18 protein-coding genes and 3 pseudogenes are annotated in these 15,913 nt (G+C 35.4%); 8 read left to right on the forward strand and 13 right to left on the reverse strand.

Going from position 1 to position 15,913, the window contains the following annotated elements:
• Nucleotides 1-81 precede the first annotated feature (81 nt).
• From AB3X49_RS02955 to AB3X49_RS02970, 4 genes are read right to left on the reverse strand one after another with little or no spacing between them, the layout of a single operon-like run.
• A complete protein-coding gene (locus AB3X49_RS02955; RefSeq protein ID WP_002034307.1) occupies nt 82-426 on the reverse strand; it encodes a DUF6176 family protein in 345 nt (114 codons plus the stop codon).
• Between the two features lie 3 nt (nt 427-429).
• Nucleotides 430-1,224: a GNAT family N-acetyltransferase gene (locus tag AB3X49_RS02960; RefSeq protein ID WP_367960424.1), complete on the reverse strand. Its 795-nt coding sequence runs from the start codon at nt 1,222-1,224 to the stop codon at nt 430-432.
• Nucleotides 1,221-1,553, reverse strand: coding sequence for a cupin domain-containing protein (locus AB3X49_RS02965; protein WP_002129379.1), 333 nt, complete (start codon nt 1,551-1,553; stop codon nt 1,221-1,223). Before AB3X49_RS02965 ends, AB3X49_RS02960 begins: the two co-directional genes overlap by 4 nt.
• A 44-nt stretch (nt 1,554-1,597) precedes the next feature.
• Nucleotides 1,598-2,020 carry a hypothetical protein gene (locus AB3X49_RS02970; RefSeq protein ID WP_367960426.1) on the reverse strand — a complete coding sequence of 141 codons (423 nt, stop codon included), beginning with the start codon at nt 2,018-2,020 and terminating at the stop codon, nt 1,598-1,600.
• 131 nt (nt 2,021-2,151) lie between these two features.
• On the opposite strand from AB3X49_RS02970, the gene AB3X49_RS02975 reads away from it, so the two are divergent.
• Both AB3X49_RS02975 and AB3X49_RS02980 read left to right on the forward strand, forming a co-directional pair.
• Nucleotides 2,152-2,415, forward strand: a complete 264-nt coding sequence (locus AB3X49_RS02975; RefSeq protein WP_002008700.1) for a helix-turn-helix transcriptional regulator — start codon at nt 2,152-2,154, stop codon at nt 2,413-2,415.
• Entirely contained in the window at nt 2,412-2,837 is a 426-nt protein-coding gene (locus AB3X49_RS02980) for a hypothetical protein (RefSeq protein ID WP_012261815.1), read from the forward strand. The genes AB3X49_RS02975 and AB3X49_RS02980 overlap by 4 nt, the downstream gene beginning before the upstream one ends.
• 51 nt (nt 2,838-2,888) lie before the next feature.
• Here AB3X49_RS02980 and ald read toward each other — a convergent pair whose 3' ends face one another.
• Both ald and AB3X49_RS02990 read right to left on the reverse strand, forming a co-directional pair.
• Nucleotides 2,889-4,022 (reverse strand): alanine dehydrogenase, encoded by a 1,134-nt coding sequence (gene ald, locus AB3X49_RS02985; protein WP_367960428.1) that lies wholly within the window; start codon nt 4,020-4,022, stop codon nt 2,889-2,891.
• Nucleotides 4,023-4,236: 214 nt separating this feature from the next.
• Complete coding sequence (locus AB3X49_RS02990) at nt 4,237-5,028, reverse strand: SDR family oxidoreductase (protein ID WP_002015530.1); 792 nt, start codon at nt 5,026-5,028, stop codon at nt 4,237-4,239.
• Nucleotides 5,029-5,175: 147 nt separating this feature from the next.
• Here AB3X49_RS02990 and AB3X49_RS02995 point away from each other — a divergent pair, with 147 nt between their 5' ends.
• Nucleotides 5,176-5,634 (forward strand): universal stress protein, encoded by a 459-nt coding sequence (locus AB3X49_RS02995; protein ID WP_001066676.1) that lies wholly within the window; start codon nt 5,176-5,178, stop codon nt 5,632-5,634.
• Between the two features lie 41 nt (nt 5,635-5,675).
• Here the strand turns inward: AB3X49_RS02995 and AB3X49_RS03000 are convergent.
• Nucleotides 5,676-6,008, reverse strand: a pseudogene (locus tag AB3X49_RS03000) (hypothetical protein); the annotation flags it as partial.
• 159 nt (nt 6,009-6,167) lie between these two features.
• Nucleotides 6,168-6,506: pseudogene (locus AB3X49_RS23160) on the reverse strand (hypothetical protein); the annotation flags it as partial.
• A gap of 709 nt (nt 6,507-7,215) precedes the next feature.
• Here AB3X49_RS23160 and AB3X49_RS03010 point away from each other — a divergent pair.
• Nucleotides 7,216-7,395 carry a ProA domain protein gene (locus AB3X49_RS03010; protein ID WP_113935729.1) on the forward strand — a complete coding sequence of 60 codons (180 nt, stop codon included), beginning with the start codon at nt 7,216-7,218 and terminating at the stop codon, nt 7,393-7,395.
• A 108-nt stretch (nt 7,396-7,503) separates the two neighbouring features.
• On the opposite strand, the gene argH is transcribed toward AB3X49_RS03010, so the two are convergent.
• Entirely contained in the window at nt 7,504-8,892 is a 1,389-nt protein-coding gene (gene argH / locus AB3X49_RS03015) for an argininosuccinate lyase (protein ID WP_367960433.1), read from the reverse strand.
• A complete protein-coding gene (locus tag AB3X49_RS03020) occupies nt 8,889-10,094 on the reverse strand; it encodes an argininosuccinate synthase (protein ID WP_002129394.1) in 1,206 nt (401 codons plus the stop codon). The genes argH and AB3X49_RS03020 overlap by 4 nt, the downstream gene beginning before the upstream one ends.
• A 167-nt stretch (nt 10,095-10,261) precedes the next feature.
• Between AB3X49_RS03020 and AB3X49_RS03025 the strand changes: the two genes are divergently transcribed.
• Nucleotides 10,262-10,579, forward strand: a complete 318-nt coding sequence (locus AB3X49_RS03025; RefSeq protein ID WP_002015540.1) for a hypothetical protein — start codon at nt 10,262-10,264, stop codon at nt 10,577-10,579.
• A 28-nt stretch (nt 10,580-10,607) separates the two neighbouring features.
• Here the strand turns inward: AB3X49_RS03025 and AB3X49_RS03030 are convergent, their stop codons facing one another.
• On the reverse strand, nt 10,608-10,802 hold the full coding sequence (locus AB3X49_RS03030) for a hypothetical protein (protein ID WP_002015541.1): 195 nt from the start codon (nt 10,800-10,802) through the stop codon (nt 10,608-10,610).
• Between the two features lie 855 nt (nt 10,803-11,657).
• On the opposite strand from AB3X49_RS03030, the gene AB3X49_RS03035 reads away from it, so the two are divergent.
• Nucleotides 11,658-12,320, forward strand: coding sequence for a YitT family protein (locus tag AB3X49_RS03035; protein WP_002015542.1), 663 nt, complete (start codon nt 11,658-11,660; stop codon nt 12,318-12,320).
• A 31-nt stretch (nt 12,321-12,351) separates the two neighbouring features.
• Here AB3X49_RS03035 and AB3X49_RS03040 read toward each other — a convergent pair whose 3' ends face one another.
• The gene (locus tag AB3X49_RS03040; protein ID WP_002112252.1) at nt 12,352-13,185 is read right to left on the reverse strand and encodes an EcsC family protein; all 834 of its coding nucleotides are present in this window, start codon (nt 13,183-13,185) and stop codon (nt 12,352-12,354) included.
• Nucleotides 13,186-13,322: 137 nt separating this feature from the next.
• Between AB3X49_RS03040 and AB3X49_RS03045 the strand changes: the two are divergent.
• Nucleotides 13,323-13,958: pseudogene (locus AB3X49_RS03045) on the forward strand (DUF1796 family putative cysteine peptidase).
• Nucleotides 13,959-14,029: 71 nt separating this feature from the next.
• Nucleotides 14,030-14,464 carry an NUDIX hydrolase gene (locus AB3X49_RS03050; protein ID WP_002088982.1) on the forward strand — a complete coding sequence of 145 codons (435 nt, stop codon included), beginning with the start codon at nt 14,030-14,032 and terminating at the stop codon, nt 14,462-14,464.
• Nucleotides 14,465-14,492: 28 nt separating this feature from the next.
• On the opposite strand, the gene ackA is transcribed toward AB3X49_RS03050, so the two are convergent.
• Nucleotides 14,493-15,686, reverse strand: a complete 1,194-nt coding sequence (gene ackA / locus AB3X49_RS03055) for an acetate kinase (RefSeq protein ID WP_367960436.1) — start codon at nt 15,684-15,686, stop codon at nt 14,493-14,495.
• Nucleotides 15,687-15,913 lie beyond the last annotated feature (227 nt).

Genomic DNA, 15,913 nt, shown 5'->3' on the forward strand with positions numbered 1-15,913 from the left:
GTATACAGCTTTTCTTTAAAATTTTTTTCAAAATAAAAAGCACATCTATTTTGATGCGCTTCTCTCCAACATACTATTCTATTATTTCATTACTTCCTTCACAACATCTTGAATCATAACAACTTCTGTTTTCATATCAACAGACGGTGTTTCTTCATCAATACATTCATACCAAAACGCTAAGTGCTTTTTATCAATTTCATGATGAGAATTTTCGACAAGAGCCCCGCCTTCTCCTTGCACAGAATACCAATATAAGTACTCTTCTCCATCTCTTATTTCCCGGAAAATTGTCTCTACATACATCTTTTCGTCGTTTAATGTCAAAAGCACTTCTTTCATATTATCATTAAGAAGCTGCATCCATTCATCTACGCGATGACTTTTACCTGGCTTGACTTTGAATCTTGTTAATTCTACGTTCATCTTTTATTCCCCCATTTTCTTGCGGACAAACAAAACATATTCTACTGGATTATGGTAGCTTAATTTACTAGCTAATTTTTGCGAGGGAATATTATCTACATTACAATCCCAGCATGGTGTAATATGATTTTGTATACACTGTTCAATGAAACGTGTTGCGACAGCTTGAGCTAACCCTTTCCCTTGATGTGCTTCATGTGTTGCAATATCAATTTCAGCAAAACCATTCCCTCTAAATATTGAGACGCATTCGGCTACAATCATCCCATCTTGTTCTATACAAAAACCAAAGCCGTTATTTAAAAACACGTCTTTTGATCCCCAATATTCTTTGTAATAATCCTCTGTAAATTCATTACTTCGTTCTATATCACTTTTATCAATACGTTTAATTTCATATGTATTTTTGTTTAATTCTATTTTTCTATCTTCAAAAACTTCTCTTTGAAATTGAAATGTCATTCGTGGGATGTTCCGAAATGCATTACTAAAACGCTCTTCTAACATCATTTCCCACTCGTCACTCGAAGTGAACAATGTAAATCTCTTCTCTGTTTTTTCAATAGCCATTTTTAAATACGCAAATAAATATTCGTTATAATTTTGATCATCCGTATCACCAAATAAATAATAGATACCATTAGCTGTACGAATTAGTCCTGCTGTTAACTTCTCGTTTGCAAAAACTTCACCATCTATCATTTGATCACATACCGCATAAGCAAAGGTTGTTGTCCTTGTATGACCTTCTAAAATCGGAAGGGTTTTTCTATACTGGGCTACAGATAATTTTTTCATAATTGCTCCACTTTAATCGTATCAGCCTCTATATTTTCAAAACAAAGATTTACCGTTCTCTTGAATGCTCTCGTTCTATGGATCGTGCATGCTGGAATTAAGATAGAATCATTTGGCTTTAAAACCGCCGTCTCTCCATCTTCAAAATCGATAAGTAGTTCTCCCTCTAGCACAATAAATAATTCATCCGAATTAGAATGATAGTGCCAATCATATTCACCAGTAAATACGGCGATTCGTAAGCAATGATTATTTACATTTGAAACGACGAAGTTTTTATGTTGTTCTTGAATGTCCTTTGTTAATTCTAATAAATTTACAGTTTCCATCTTTCGTCCCGCCCTTTCATTAGTCGTTCTTCTGAAAAACTAATTTAGTCTCCACCACCTCCGCAATCTCCTCCACCATCACTTGAGCTGCTACAATCGTTGCTACTGTAATCACCAAATCCGCTTGATGAGCTTGAATCGGATGAAGATTTTTTTCTTCTTTTTCTATCTTTTTTACTTTCATGACTAGGCCACACTTTATCAAATAATATAAAGAATAAGAATCCTTCTACCATAACAAGTGTAACGCCAAAAATACCTTCAATAACATTAGGGGTTATCCCAAAATTTTTAACCATCCCACATAAAAACACGCAAAAAATCACATACAAGAACATACAAATATACCGAAATGTTTTTTCTATCATAATGACTACTTTTTTTGAAAGAGGTACGTTCTGTTCCTGTTTTTTCTTTATATACTTTTGTCTTTTAGCTTGCTTTTTCTTACTCTTTTTGCTCCCCATTGAATCTCCTCTATCGACTTTCATTTTTCATTTAATTCCAAATTATCACAAAAAACAACATCATAACAAGCTATATTTCACGTAAAGTTTTGTTTACTTTTTGTAAAGTTTTATTTACTTATTACCTAAAAATGGATATAATAACTGTAACAAATTTACAAAAAGGAGACTTTGTATATTTGATTAAAAATAAGGTGAAACAATTCCGCGTCGTTAGAGACATCACCCAAGAACAATTAGCTTCCTCTGTTCAAATCACTAGACAATCCCTCATCGCTATCGAGAAGAATAAATACAACCCGAGTTTAGAATTAGCATTGAAATTATGTGAGTTTTTCAACTGTAAAGTAGAAGATTTATTTCAATTAGATAAAACTGGGGAGGAAAAAGAATGAAAAATACTTTTAATCAAGAGTTCATTTCGCATCTTACCATTTTATTGTTAGGTTCAACTTTTCTTTATTTCAATAGTAATGATGAAGAAAAGATTAGTTCTGTCCTTCTATTCACTGGCGTATACATACTCTTAGCCTTAATACTATTCATAGTGAAACGAATATTCTTTAAGAAAAAGAAGCACGATTCCGAGAAATATCCATTACCTGAGATGGATGAAAGAATCGAGAAGATGAGTTTAAAACTTATGGCGCAAATTTTCGGCCTCTCTCATTTAATCGGTTCTGCGATACTATTTATTTTATATATCACTGACAAAAATTCGATGATACGAGTTGAGTATGCCTTGTATTATTTGTTTGGTATTCTTTTCTTTACAATGATGTTCGGATTAAGAATTGTAAAGAAACTAGACAATTAGCCTAAATAAAAAGCCCCTCCTTACAAAAGGAGGGGCTTACATGTATTTCTATTATGATAAAGCAGGAGCTTTTTCAAGAAGCTCTTTTGCATCTGCATATTGTAAGCTGTGCGCTTCTGCAACTGCTTCGAATGTTACGTAGCCATCTAATGTGTTAATACCTTTTAATAATGCAGTGTTGCCTAGGCAAGCTTCTTTGTAGCCTTTGTTAGCAATTTGTACTGCATATGGTACTGTTACGTTTGTTAATGCAAGAGTTGATGTACGTGGCACCGCACCTGGCATATTTGCAACTGCATAATGAACAACACCATGTTTCTCATAAGTTGGGTTGTCATGAGTTGTAATACGGTCAGTTGTTTCGAAAATACCACCTTGATCAATCGCGATATCTACAACGACAGAACCTGGTTCCATTGATTGAATCATTTCTTCTGTTACAAGTTTTGGCGCTTTTGCACCTGGGATTAATACTGCACCGATTACAAGATCAGATTCTCTTACAGCTTCTGCAATGTTATACGGGTTAGATATTAACGTTTTTACTTGGTTTCCGAAAATGTCATCTAATTGACGAAGACGTTCTGCACTTAAGTCGATGATTGTTACATCTGCACCTAAACCTACTGCAATTTTCGCTGCGTTTGTACCAGCTTGACCACCGCCGATAATCGTTACTTTACCGCGTTTCACCCCTGGAACACCTGCAAGTAAAATACCTTTTCCGCCTTTGTTTTTCTCAAGGAACTGTGCACCGATTTGCGCAGACATACGACCTGCAACTTCACTCATTGGTGCAAGTAATGGTAAAGAACGATTGTCTAATTGTACTGTTTCGTATGCAATTGATACCACTTTGTTATCAATTAATGCTTTCGTTAATTCTGGCTCTGGAGCTAAGTGTAAGTATGTGAATAAAATTAAACCTTCGCGGAAATAACCGTATTCACTTTCAACTGGCTCTTTTACCTTCATAACCATATCTTGATTCCATGCTTCTTCAGCAGTTTCAACAAGTTTCGCACCAGCTTGTACGTATTCTTCATCTGTAAAGCCTGATCCTACACCTGATCCTTTTTGAACAAAAACTTCATGACCATTTTGTACTAAATGTACAGCTCCCGCTGGCGTCATTGCCACGCGGTTTTCATTGTTTTTAATTTCTGTTGGAATACCGATACGCATTATTAGTTCCCCCTTGAGTTATGAAATGACCCCTGAATCATTTTTTTAAAGCGCTTTCTATACTCTTATATTCTAACATAATATCTCAATATTTGACAAAAAATAATACAAGTTTTCCGATAGATTTAATCTTACATGAAAGGACAGTATTATCCGTACCTCTCAGTATAAAGGATAAACTGTCCAATTATTCGAAACTTCACTTTATTTAATTCTATCGATGTCTATGAATAACATCAACAGCGCCTGTTACTTCAATAATCGTGCCAGTAATCATATCAGAATCGTCCTCACATAAAAACGAAATGGTTCTTGCGATATCTTCCCCTGTTCCAGATCTACCAATTGGTGTGTTACTACCTTTCAGATTTCGTGCTTCTTCAATCGTTGCCTCTTTCATTTCACCAATTATATCACCAGGACATACCATATTCGCAGTAATACCGTATTCAGCTTCTTCGTATGCGACTGTTTTCGTTAAAGAAACAAGTCCGACTTTCGCAGCTGCAAAGGCTGAACGATAAATCCATCCAGGCGCGCTATCTGCCCCTTGAAATCCATAGTTAATAATACGGCCAAATTGCTGGTTTCTCATAATCGGTACGACAAGTTTTAATAAATGAAACACCGCTGTTAAATTACCCTGGATCATTTCATTCCATTCGTCTTCTTCGTAATCGACTAATTTTTTCCTTTCAAATACGTAAGGACCAGCATTATTAATTAAGAAGTCAATTTTGCCAAAACGGCTCATCGCTTCTTCTACTATTTTATGTAAATCTTCCTTTTTCGTGACATCAGCTTGCACGAACTGTAGACGTTCTTCCATATTTTTATATGTTTCTTTCATTGTTTCCATAGCACTTGTATCGCTATGATATGTTACTGTTACTGAATATCCTTTATCCAATAACTTTTCTGTTACTTGCTTTCCTAAACCTTTCGTACCGGCTGTAATGAGCGCGTGTCTCACAAACATGCCTCCTTTTAAATTGCTATACTCCATATGTAACAAGTTCTCGCTTCAATTACAACTAAAATGAATTAAGGCAAAGTTTTCAAAATTCTGTAACGTTTCCGACAAGCACATTACCAAAATTTGTTTTATAATAAAGTTGTAAACGGTAATAAAAATGATTGGGAGGAATTTACTATGAATAATACATATACAAATATTTTAATTGCGGTGGACGGTTCTAAAGAAGCAGAAAAAGCCTTTAAAAAAGCAATTCAAGTTGCAAAACGAAACAACGCAACATTAACAATTGCTCATATCGTTGATGTAAAAGCATACTCAGCAGTAGAGGCTTATAGCCGCGCAATTGCTGAACGTGCAAATCTATTTGCAGAAGACTTATTAGAAGACTACAAAAAAACTGCGCTTGAAGCTGGTCTTGAAAAAGTGGAAACTGTATTAGAATTTGGTAATCCTAAATCTAAAATTTCAAAAGAAATCGCTCCAAACCATAAAGTGGATTTAATTATGTGTGGTGCAACTGGTTTAAATGCTGTAGAACGTTTCCTAATTGGTAGCGTCTCTGAACATATTATTCGCTATGCGAAATGCGATGTCCTTGTTGTTCGTGGTGATGAGGAGCAAGGTGATCTTTAATTTATAATTAAAACACCAAGTCCATATGGGCTTGGTGTTTTTCATTTCACAAACTTCACTATAAATACAAGACAAGCTACAACAACAACGGTACCTGCCAACACATACGGCGGAAGGAATTTCAAAGACCATAGCGCCATCATTATCGTCGCAACAGTTAAGTACGTTTGCTTTGCATCTTCTGTCATTTTTTTACGAAGTAAGAAAACATACACATAACCGATTGGCGGCGTAATGAAGCAAAGAACATATATAATTTTTGATTTTAAATACCACTTTTGTTCGCCAAGTTTCTTTATGTCTTCTTCTATTCTCTTACTCTCTTGTTCTCTCACTTCTTCTTCAATCGGATCTTCCTCTTCTCTTCTAAATTCTCCACCTAATATATGTAATTCTTCCTGTGTAGTATCGTTGAGTTTAGACACAAAATGGGTTATCCTTCCACACAACACATATGGAAGGATAACCCATTTTCGGATTTTATTCATTTCCTTAACTTGATGGCTATGTGCCCTATAAGGATGCTTATTTTATCATTTTAATCTTTTCTCAATTTCAAGTGTCGGGAAATAATCACCAAACTCATTTGTTTCCTTTTCATTACGATTCATACTAATACTTCCTATATTAGTATATGTAACATTTAATATTTGCCAACCTTTATGGTTTAATAACTCATCTGATAATTTACTGTATCCATTAACTGCCATATCCTTAGCAGAAAATAATTCGTTGGGTGCTAATACAATAGTTGCTTTTATTTCACCATTTTCAACAGAAACGTTATTTAATTTGTCATTTCCTCCAATAGAATAATACTCAATAATTTCTTTCACTTTATCAACTGTCATTTGCTCTTGTGATTGTTCTGCTGCTTTTGCGTCCGCTTTAGCGGCTGCGGCTGCATCTGCTTCTTGTTTTGCTTTTTCTGCCGCTAAACGTTGCTCTTCAGCCTCTTTTTGCTTCTGCTCATCTTGCATTTTAAACCATGGAGCTGCTTCATCTACTTTCGCTTGTAAATCTTTATTTTTTGTTTCAAGGCTCGCTACGGTTTCTGTTTTAGCAGACAGTTGTTTTTTATATTCATCTACTCTAGCATTCGCATCATCAATTTGCTCTTGTGAAGGACCAACTGCAACTCCAATACTAAGAGCAATCAATGCTGTTAGTACATATTTCCATCTCTTTTTTAAAAATTCTAAAACCACTTTCAATTTGTAATTCCTCCTAAAGTATTTTCATATGATGTTAGCCCAATTTTACCAGAATAACATAAAAAAAGAACTAGACTTTTTACTTTCCTCCAATTAGCGATGAATCAATATCCTCAACAACAGTGTCTAGACTTCCTAACTGGTTAGGGGTTCTGAAACCATAAAAAATTTAAAAATCATTCTTCAATTAAACTCCCCTTATATACAGATTTTTGACCGTATTTATCATAAATAAAGAAACAAAGGTAAAGGGTACACCATATCAATGTTTTGTGTTTGATACTGTATATAAATGCTTTAATAGTTTAAATACATTTTTTAGAAATAGACGGACAAAATATATGTGTTTAGAAAAGGAGGATGCTACATGGATGATTATGAACGTATTATTTTAGATGTGAACGATACAGAACTCGAAATGTTAAATACGATTCGCGAGCATTTTAAAGAAAAACATGGTGTTGAACTAAGTCACGGTGCATTGCTTCGAGATTTAATGGATATTGAATACATTCGGATTACGGAAGATCGACACAAGTATGATTAATCAATGAAGCTTTAAGCCTAGAACATATTGTTCTAGGCTTAATTAAATCCATACAAAAAGGTAAGGTACTTTCTAAAAAAGCACCTTACCTTCTATATCATATATCATTTAACTTCCAACAAACTCTATTGCTAACCCCTTCGCTTTCTCCAAAGCTTTTTCAATTTGCTCAAACCCTGTCCCACCAGCACTGTTACGACGCTTTACAGCTGCATAAGGTGAAAGAACTTCATATAAATCTTCTTCAAATAACGGACTCATTTCTTTATACGTTTCAAGTGGTACATCTAATAAATAGATTCCTTTTTGCGTACAATGAAGAACTAGTTTCCCGACAATTTCATGAGCTTGACGGAACGGCATTCCCTTGCTTGCTAAATAGTCGGCAATTTCTGTTGCGTTAGAGAAGTCTTGCGTCACAGCTTGCCCCATTTTTTCTTTGTTTACAGTCATCGTTTCAAGCATGCCTGCCATAATATGAAGGCATCCTTCAACTGTTTTCACTGTATCAAACATTCCTTCTTTATCTTCTTGTAAGTCTTTATTGTAAGCGAGCGGCAATCCTTTCATTACTGTAAGTAAACTGAATAAATTACCGTATACTCTGCCCGTTTTACCACGAATAAGTTCCGCCATATCCGGATTTTTCTTCTGCGGCATAATACTGCTTCCAGTTGCGTATTGATCGCTCATTTCAATAAATTGAAATTCTTGACTACTCCATAAAATAAGTTCTTCGCAAAAGCGTGATAAGTGCATCATAAGCATAGATGAGTTACTTAAAAACTCCAGTATGAAATCACGATCACTTACCGCATCTAAACTATTTTCATAGATTCCATTAAATCCAAGAAGCTCCGCACTATATTCTCGGTCAATCGGGAATGTTGTACCAGCTAGTGCTCCTGCTCCTAATGGTGAAATGTTAATACGCTTTAACGAATCTTCATAACGATTCACATCGCGCTCTAACATCCAAAAGTAAGCAAGAATATGATGCGCAAATGAAATCGGCTGTGCACGTTGCAAGTGCGTATAGCCGGGCATAATTGTTTCAATGTTATTTTCCGCTTGATGAACAAGAACAGTTTGCAATTGTTTTGTAGCTTTTATAATATCTTCTACTTTTTCTTTTAAATACAAATGCATATCTGTCGCTACTTGATCGTTACGGCTTCGGCCTGTATGAAGTTTCCCTCCTACTTCACCGATTCTTTCAATTAACATTTTTTCAATATTTAAATGAATGTCCTCAGCCTCGACTGAGAAATTCAATTTATTTTGTTTCGCTTCCTCTAGTAAATATTGAAGCCCTATCTTTATTTTCTCAGCTTCTTCTTTCGTAACGATGCCTTGCTTTGCTAGCATCGTTACGTGTGCGATACTCCCTTTTATATCTTGGCTAACCAATTGCTTATCAAAGGAAATAGAAGCTCCGAATTCTTCTACCCACGCTTCCGCTTCTTCTGTAAAACGTCCGCCCCAAAGTTTGCTCACGCTTCCACCTTCTTTTGATTCACTTGACTGTATACTTTCGTAGGTAAACCGAATAATGAAATGAATCCAACTGCTGCATCATGATTAAATTCATCCTGGGCAGTATACGTTGCTAATTTTTCATCGTATAAAGAATACTCAGATTTACGCCCTTCTACAATCGCATGACCTTTAAATAATTTCACACGTACTGTACCTGTTACATTTTTTTGCGTTTCTTGTAAGAAAGCATTGAGCGCTTGTTTTAAAGGTGAGAACCATAAACCGTTATAAATTAATTCTGTTAGTTTTTGCTCAATCATCGGTTTGAAATGAGCGACCTCTTTCACAAGTGTTAAATCTTCAAGTTCTTTATGCGCTGTTATTAATGTCATTGCTGCTGGGCATTCATATACTTCACGAGATTTAATACCGACAAGGCGATTTTCTACATGGTCGATACGTCCAACGCCATGTTTGCCAGCAAGTGCATTTAACGTTTTAATTAGTTCTGAAAGTGAATATGCAGTGCCGTTTAAAGTCGTCGGTACTCCTGCTTCAAATCCGATTTCTACAAACTCTGGTTTATTCGGTGTATCTTCTAATGCTAATGTCATCTCGTATGCTTCTTCTGGCGGCGCTGCCCATGGATCTTCTAAAATTCCACATTCGTTGCTGCGTCCCCATAAGTTTTGATCGATTGAAAACGGGCTATCTAAATTAATTGGAATCGGTATATCATTTTCTTTTGCATATGCAATTTCTTCTTCACGTGACCATTTCCATTCACGTACAGGCGCAATAACTTCTAAATATGGATTCAACGCTTGAATAGAAACTTCAAAACGAACTTGGTCATTCCCTTTCCCTGTACATCCATGTGCAACTGCACTTGCGCCTTCCTGCTCTGCAATTTCTACTAATTTTTTTGCAATAAGCGGACGAGATAATGCAGAGACAAGAGGATATTTCCCTTCGTATAACGTGTGAGCTTGCATCGCTATCAATGCATATTCATTCGCATATTCTTCTTGAACATCAATCATATATGATTTAATTGCACCTACTGAAAGTGCTTTTTCTTTTACAAACGCTAAGTCTTTACCTTCCCCTAGATCTAAGCAAAGCGCGATAATATCATAATTCTTCTCTTGTAACCATTTAATTGCAACGGAAGTATCAAGACCTCCGGAATATGCTAATACAACTTTTTTCTTCTCCATTTTGCATCCCCCTAAAGAATAAATATTCATCTTTACTTATAATAATCCAAACTTTATCACCTTTCATAAAATGAATCAAGGGGAATTTATAAAATTTTTTCAAACAATTTCGTCGAACTTCTTTCTTTTTTTATGTAAAATAGAGGAAGGAAAATGGAGGGGTGTCTATGAAAAAGTATTTTATATACAATGAACATCTAGGAATTGAAGTACCGAACATACAAAAAAAATGGGAAGACATCTCTGAACAAGCGCAGCATTCTATTTTATTAAAATGGGAGCAAGTTCGCGGAAAAATACCTGATCGTATAAAGGAACTTGAGCACCATATTAACGCTAAACAACACCACTTAAATAACGAAGAAGACTTCGAAATTTCTTGCAAGCTAAATTCAGAAATTGCCGATCTTGCTTCAATTATTAACGATCTTTGGCTTTGGTATCGTCTAACCCAAAACGTATCTGAGGGAAAAGCACACCAATGAAAAAAGCATGCCCCTCAATTAATTCGGGTCATGCTTTTTTGTCGTAACAAGCTTTGCAATATATTTCTTGCGCCGTTTTTGCTAAACATACATCAAACGGGCCTACTAATACACTTCTTTCTTTCGGCAACTTCACAAAAGCAACTAGCTCTTCTTCATATTGAATCTTTTTCTGACATGAAACACATTTTAATTCTTTTCTTTTAAACATGTCTTTTAGCATATCTCCATTCTCCCCCTCATCTATCTATATTAATATACTCTCATAATAGTTAGAGCTTGTAAAAAAATGACACATTCCGAAACAGATTATTCATATACTATGTACAAAAGGAGGTCTCAAACTTATGCGAGCTTTCATTATTATCGCTTTAACTTTTTTAAGTATCATTAGCTGGGATGCATTTTTTAAAGATAAAAGTGATGAGAACAATACAATTGAATAAAAACCCTTCTTTTCTTACTTATTGGACAAACTTCTAAAAGTTGTCCAGTTCTACGAAATAACTTAGGCTTTTCTACAAAAATATTTAAACATAACATTTTTTGTAGATTCTCTTCGGTTATTGTCGGTTTCCATCCGCATGTATTTTTTGAAAGTATGATATAATAATATAAATCTTGAAGGAAGGGATTTTGATATCATGATCGCTCGAAGGAGCATGTGGCATCGTATTGACGAATCATACACGTAGCGTATTTTTCAGCTCAGATACTTTAGTCTAGCGAAAAAAATACGAGAGTGGGGAAATTATGATTGCCCGAAGGATAATTTGGCAAAAAAAAGACTCTTCTTACACATAGCGTTTTGTTTAGGACTTAATTGTTACTAGCTAAACAAAACAAAGAAGAGCAGGATTGCTAAATGAAGAATCCTACTCCCCGTTTTGTTTAGTCGCTTTAAGACTTAAACTAAAACGAAGGTAGGGAGAATTGATGGACGAGAGGATTATTCGTTATTTCTTCAGCGACATATAGCGTAGTTAGTTTTTTTCGTAAACTAACTGAAAGCTACATGTGAGCTCGTAGTTAGTTTACAACACCAAAGGACTACTAACTACGGAAAGAAGGAATAACGATGAGGAACATCCAAAGTCGACAAATTATTAAAGAAGTTTTTATGGTTTTAATCGGTTCATTTATATTAGCAGCAGCGCTATATCACATTCACTTCCAAAACCACTTAACAGAAGGTGGCTTTGTAGGTATTGCACTATTCATCCAAAATTTTTATGATATTTCACCATCTATTTCAACTGTAGTAATGGATATCCCTATTATTTTACTATGTGCTTCATTTTTAGGTAGAAAAATGGTTGGCTATTCATTCTTAGGTTCACTTTCATTCGGAGTATTTTATTCCCTTATGGAAAATTATTCTCCTTTTACGGTAGATTTATCAAATAATTTATTTGTAGCTGCAGTAGTTGGCGGTGCGTTAGCTGGTATTGGACTCGGTTTTATATTGCGATTTGGCGGTGCAACCGGTGGAGACGATATTTTAACAATTATATTAAGTAAACGAACTCGGTTTACAATTGGGCAAATTTTCTTCGTCTTTGACGCGATTGTTCTTGCGCTTTCATTATATTATTTAAATTGGACAGAAATTGCTTTTACTATTCTTTCGATTGCCGTACAGGCAAAAACATTGGATTTAATTTACTATCCAAAAACAGAAAAGAAAGCAGCAAAGCAACCCGTTTCTATTCCAATATCCAAAAAACATGCGACAAACTAAAAAGCGAAAGGCTTCGGCCTCTCGCTTTTTTTCATGCTCTCTTTTCTTTTTCTAATATGTAGCGTACTTGATAAAACTTATTTGCAAATTCAGTAACATTCCTCGTTAAGCGGTAGTTCACTGTAGAGCCAATTGCCATTCCAAGTACAGGAATGCCTTGGAATAATTTACGACGGAGAGCATAAATCGAAAATGTCTTCAAAATTTGTTTTAACACAACCTCAGTAGAAGCTGGCTTTAACACCTCTTCGTCTCCTTCATAAAAGAATGAATCTTCTTGCTCAAGTTCTCTCAGTAAATTGTACCATGCGTATTGCTGAAGTCTCGCCGGCAATAATGCTGCATGGAATACCTTTAACGCAAGCATCATTTCATACGGCTTGTTCACATCATGCCCAAATGATGTCGCAATAAGTTGTACAGCCTTCACATTTAACGCAATCATAACCGGAAAATCAGCCGTTAATAATAATAAACCGCCAGCACCTGTTGCTCCGCCTTGTACGAATGAATATAGACGATGACGTGCTGTTTGCTGCTCTGCTATGTATGTTAATTGATCAATAGATAACGCCTTCAAATCTTCAAGTTGCTCAATTGATTCATCAAATAATCTCGATGTTCCTAAAATACGATTACGTGCATCTAACTGTGATTGTGAACTTTGAATAAGTGCATGCAAATGAAAGAGCCATCCATCTGCTTTCGTAAAAAAGTCTTTTCGTTTTTTCTCAGGTAGTTTTGCAACTGTAGTATGCAACCACTTATCAAACATCTTTTGAAAATCGGTCGCTTCTTGCTCTACTAATTGCCCTTCCCACTCTTTTATATTTTCTAAAATGGCTTGTTCTCGCTTCGATCGCATCACAACAACCACCTCGTTCGATTTTTTCCTATTGTAACATATTTCCGCTTGTTCTTTGCAAATATGCTTGTCTATCTCTATTCACATACCATTTTTTAATGACATAAAATATTAGCAAAAAGGATGAGATGCCTCACATGAATTTATCCAATATAAAACAAAATTATAATGCAGTATTCAGCTTAGGACAAAACTGTTGGCCTGCTTGAGCATTATTTCAATTCGAATTATCACCATTTTTTGGTGTTATTGATTTTATGCTAAGTCCTTCATTAGAGAAAGTAAATTTATTATTACAAAATCGCTTTCACCGTTTTTTAGAATTAGAAAATTTGTCTTTCATCTCATTTTGGGATGATGATGCTAAGTTACGACTAAGAGACAATCTTTATGAAATCGACTCCTGCCATGATTTTAAAACCGATGTAAACACACCAACTTCTTGGCCTTCCTATACAGATATTAAATTAAATTATGAGCATCGGATTAATCGTTTTCTAACTACAATTGAAATGGAAGAATCAATATTATTTATTCGGACTGGAGGAACATATGAAGAAGCACTTTCTCTTGAACAAATTTTATCTCAAATGGTCAAACATAACTTCTCCGTCCTTTTACTACTTCCTGCCGATGTACCAACTATCGTCCAAGAAGATTGGGGATTACACAATATTTGTGTTATAAAATGCCCTATTATGGATGTATACCAGTACAATGAAGCATTTTGGAATGACTTATTTAATGGCATCACAATTCGGCCAAACGCTTAAATACACGTCACCTGTTATCACACCCTGCCTTATAATCATCCTTATACAAAATAAATAAGGAGTGATTATATATGTATCCACGTGCAAAAGCTTTTGGCATTGCTATACATCACGGTCGCCTTCTCGTACAAGAATATCATACAGGCGATGAAACATATTACCGACCTCTTGGCGGATCAATTGAACTTGGTGAAAAATCAGCACATACTGTTATTCGCGAATTTCAAGAAGAGCTTCACACAGAAGTGGAAATCACCAATTATTTAGGCTGCTTAGAAAACATCTTTCATCTTGATGGAGAAATTGGTCATGAAATCATTCAGCTATATTCTTTACGCTTATTAGACATGTCACTATATGAAATGGAAATACTGAATATCCCAGATGAACAAACACTGTCATATGCAAAATGGATTTCCCTCACTGCATTCATTCAAAAAGAAAAATTACTATATCCGGATGGAATTTTGAAATATATCCAAAAGAAAAAAGACGAAATCCTATAGGATCTCGTCTTTCTTTTCATATAGTATATTAACCAATATCTCCAAGACGTAGTACGTCACGAGCGATCATAACTTCTTCGTCAGTTGGAATTACGATAATTTTTACTGGAGAGTGCGGGAAGCTGATGAATGCTTCTTCACCGAATACATTATTACGTTTTACGTCGAAGTATACGCCCATGTACTCAAGGCCTTCTAATACGCGCTCACGAATAATTGCACTGTTTTCACCTACACCAGCTGTGAAGATGATTGCGTCTACACCTTTCATACGAGCAGTGTAAGAACCGATGTATTTGTGGATACGGCTTACGAATACATCAAGTGCTACTTTCGCACGGTGGTCGCCTTCTTCTTCTTTCGCAATGATGTCACGTAGGTCACTAGAGTAACCAGTAAGACCTAACATACCACTCTTCTTGTTTAATACGCTAACTACTTCTTCTACAGTTTGGCCTGTTTTTTCCATGATGTATGGAATTAACGCAGGGTCAATGTTACCAGAACGTGTACCCATTGTTACACCAGCAAGTGGAGTGAAGCCCATAGAAGTATCGATAGACTTACCGCCTTCTACTGCTGCGATACTTGCACCGTTACCTAAGTGACAAGAAAGTAGGCTTAAGCTTTCAATTGGACGACCTAATAATTCAGCCGCACGCTCAGTTACATATTTATGAGAAGTTCCGTGGAAACCGTATTTACGGATGCCAAATTTCTCATAGTACTCATATGGTAAGCTGTATAGGAATGCAGATTCCGGCATTGTTTGGTGGAATGCTGTATCGAATACTGCTACTGCTGGTACGTTTGGTAGTACTTCTTGGAATGCTTTAATACCAACAAGGTTTGCTGGGTTGTGAAGTGGTGCTAAATCGCTTAATTCTTCGATATCAGCTAATACTTCAGCATCAATTAAAACAGAATCAGCAAATTTTTCGCCGCCGTGTACAACACGGTGACCGATACCGCCAATCTCATCAAGAGATTTTACGATTCCGTTTTCAGTTAATTTCTTAAGAAGCATGTTAACTGCTACTGCATGATCTGGGATGCTTGTAATTTCTTTTTGTTTTTCGCCATTTACAGTAATTGTGAAGATACTATCTTCTAAACCGATACGTTCTACTAAACCTTTTGTTAATACTGTTTCACTTGGCATTTCAAATAATTGGAACTTTAACGAAGAGCTTCCTGCGTTAATCGCGATGATTTTTGACATCTAGTCTTTCGCCCCTTTTTCTCTTGGTAGTTGTGTGGATCATTCCACAAACCGCTCGATTTTATCTAATTAAATTCACTCATTATGAAAACGTTTCATCATTAGTAAATTTTATACTCACGATTTTAATTTAAACATCGTCCGACATATATTTCAAGTGAAAAAATTGTAACACCAAGAAAAAAAATATATTACAGATTTCAAAAAAATTCAGTTAAATCTTGTAT

Source organism: Bacillus sp. C30, assembly GCF_040838255.1.
Classification (GTDB): Bacteria; Bacillota; Bacilli; order Bacillales; family Bacillaceae_G; genus Bacillus_A; species Bacillus_A mycoides.

Excerpts from the sequence above, each read along its gene's own strand:
- AB3X49_RS02960 (WP_367960424.1), bottom strand. The coding sequence starts at position 1,224 with ATGAAAAAATTATCTGTAGCCCAGTATAGAAAAACCCTTCCGATTTTA.
- AB3X49_RS03040 (WP_002112252.1), bottom strand. The coding sequence starts at position 13,185 with ATGCGATCGAAGCGAGAACAAGCCATTTTAGAAAATATAAAAGAGTGG.
- ackA (WP_367960436.1), bottom strand. The coding sequence starts at position 15,686 with ATGTCAAAAATCATCGCGATTAACGCAGGAAGCTCTTCGTTAAAGTTC.
- AB3X49_RS02970 (WP_367960426.1), bottom strand. The coding sequence starts at position 2,020 with ATGGGGAGCAAAAAGAGTAAGAAAAAGCAAGCTAAAAGACAAAAGTAT.
- AB3X49_RS02990 (WP_002015530.1), bottom strand. The coding sequence starts at position 5,028 with ATGGAGTATAGCAATTTAAAAGGAGGCATGTTTGTGAGACACGCGCTC.
- AB3X49_RS02965 (WP_002129379.1), bottom strand. The coding sequence starts at position 1,553 with ATGGAAACTGTAAATTTATTAGAATTAACAAAGGACATTCAAGAACAA.
- ald (WP_367960428.1), bottom strand. The coding sequence starts at position 4,022 with ATGCGTATCGGTATTCCAACAGAAATTAAAAACAATGAAAACCGCGTG.
- AB3X49_RS02980 (WP_012261815.1), top strand. The coding sequence starts at position 2,412 with ATGAAAAATACTTTTAATCAAGAGTTCATTTCGCATCTTACCATTTTA.
- AB3X49_RS03020 (WP_002129394.1), bottom strand. The coding sequence starts at position 10,094 with ATGGAGAAGAAAAAAGTTGTATTAGCATATTCCGGAGGTCTTGATACT.
- AB3X49_RS02975 (WP_002008700.1), top strand. The coding sequence starts at position 2,152 with ATGGATATAATAACTGTAACAAATTTACAAAAAGGAGACTTTGTATAT.
- AB3X49_RS03010 (WP_113935729.1), top strand. The coding sequence starts at position 7,216 with ATGGATGATTATGAACGTATTATTTTAGATGTGAACGATACAGAACTC.
- AB3X49_RS03050 (WP_002088982.1), top strand. The coding sequence starts at position 14,030 with ATGTATCCACGTGCAAAAGCTTTTGGCATTGCTATACATCACGGTCGC.
- AB3X49_RS02995 (WP_001066676.1), top strand. The coding sequence starts at position 5,176 with ATGAATAATACATATACAAATATTTTAATTGCGGTGGACGGTTCTAAA.
- AB3X49_RS02955 (WP_002034307.1), bottom strand. The coding sequence starts at position 426 with ATGAACGTAGAATTAACAAGATTCAAAGTCAAGCCAGGTAAAAGTCAT.
- AB3X49_RS03025 (WP_002015540.1), top strand. The coding sequence starts at position 10,262 with ATGAAAAAGTATTTTATATACAATGAACATCTAGGAATTGAAGTACCG.
- AB3X49_RS03030 (WP_002015541.1), bottom strand. The coding sequence starts at position 10,802 with ATGCTAAAAGACATGTTTAAAAGAAAAGAATTAAAATGTGTTTCATGT.
- AB3X49_RS03035 (WP_002015542.1), top strand. The coding sequence starts at position 11,658 with ATGAGGAACATCCAAAGTCGACAAATTATTAAAGAAGTTTTTATGGTT.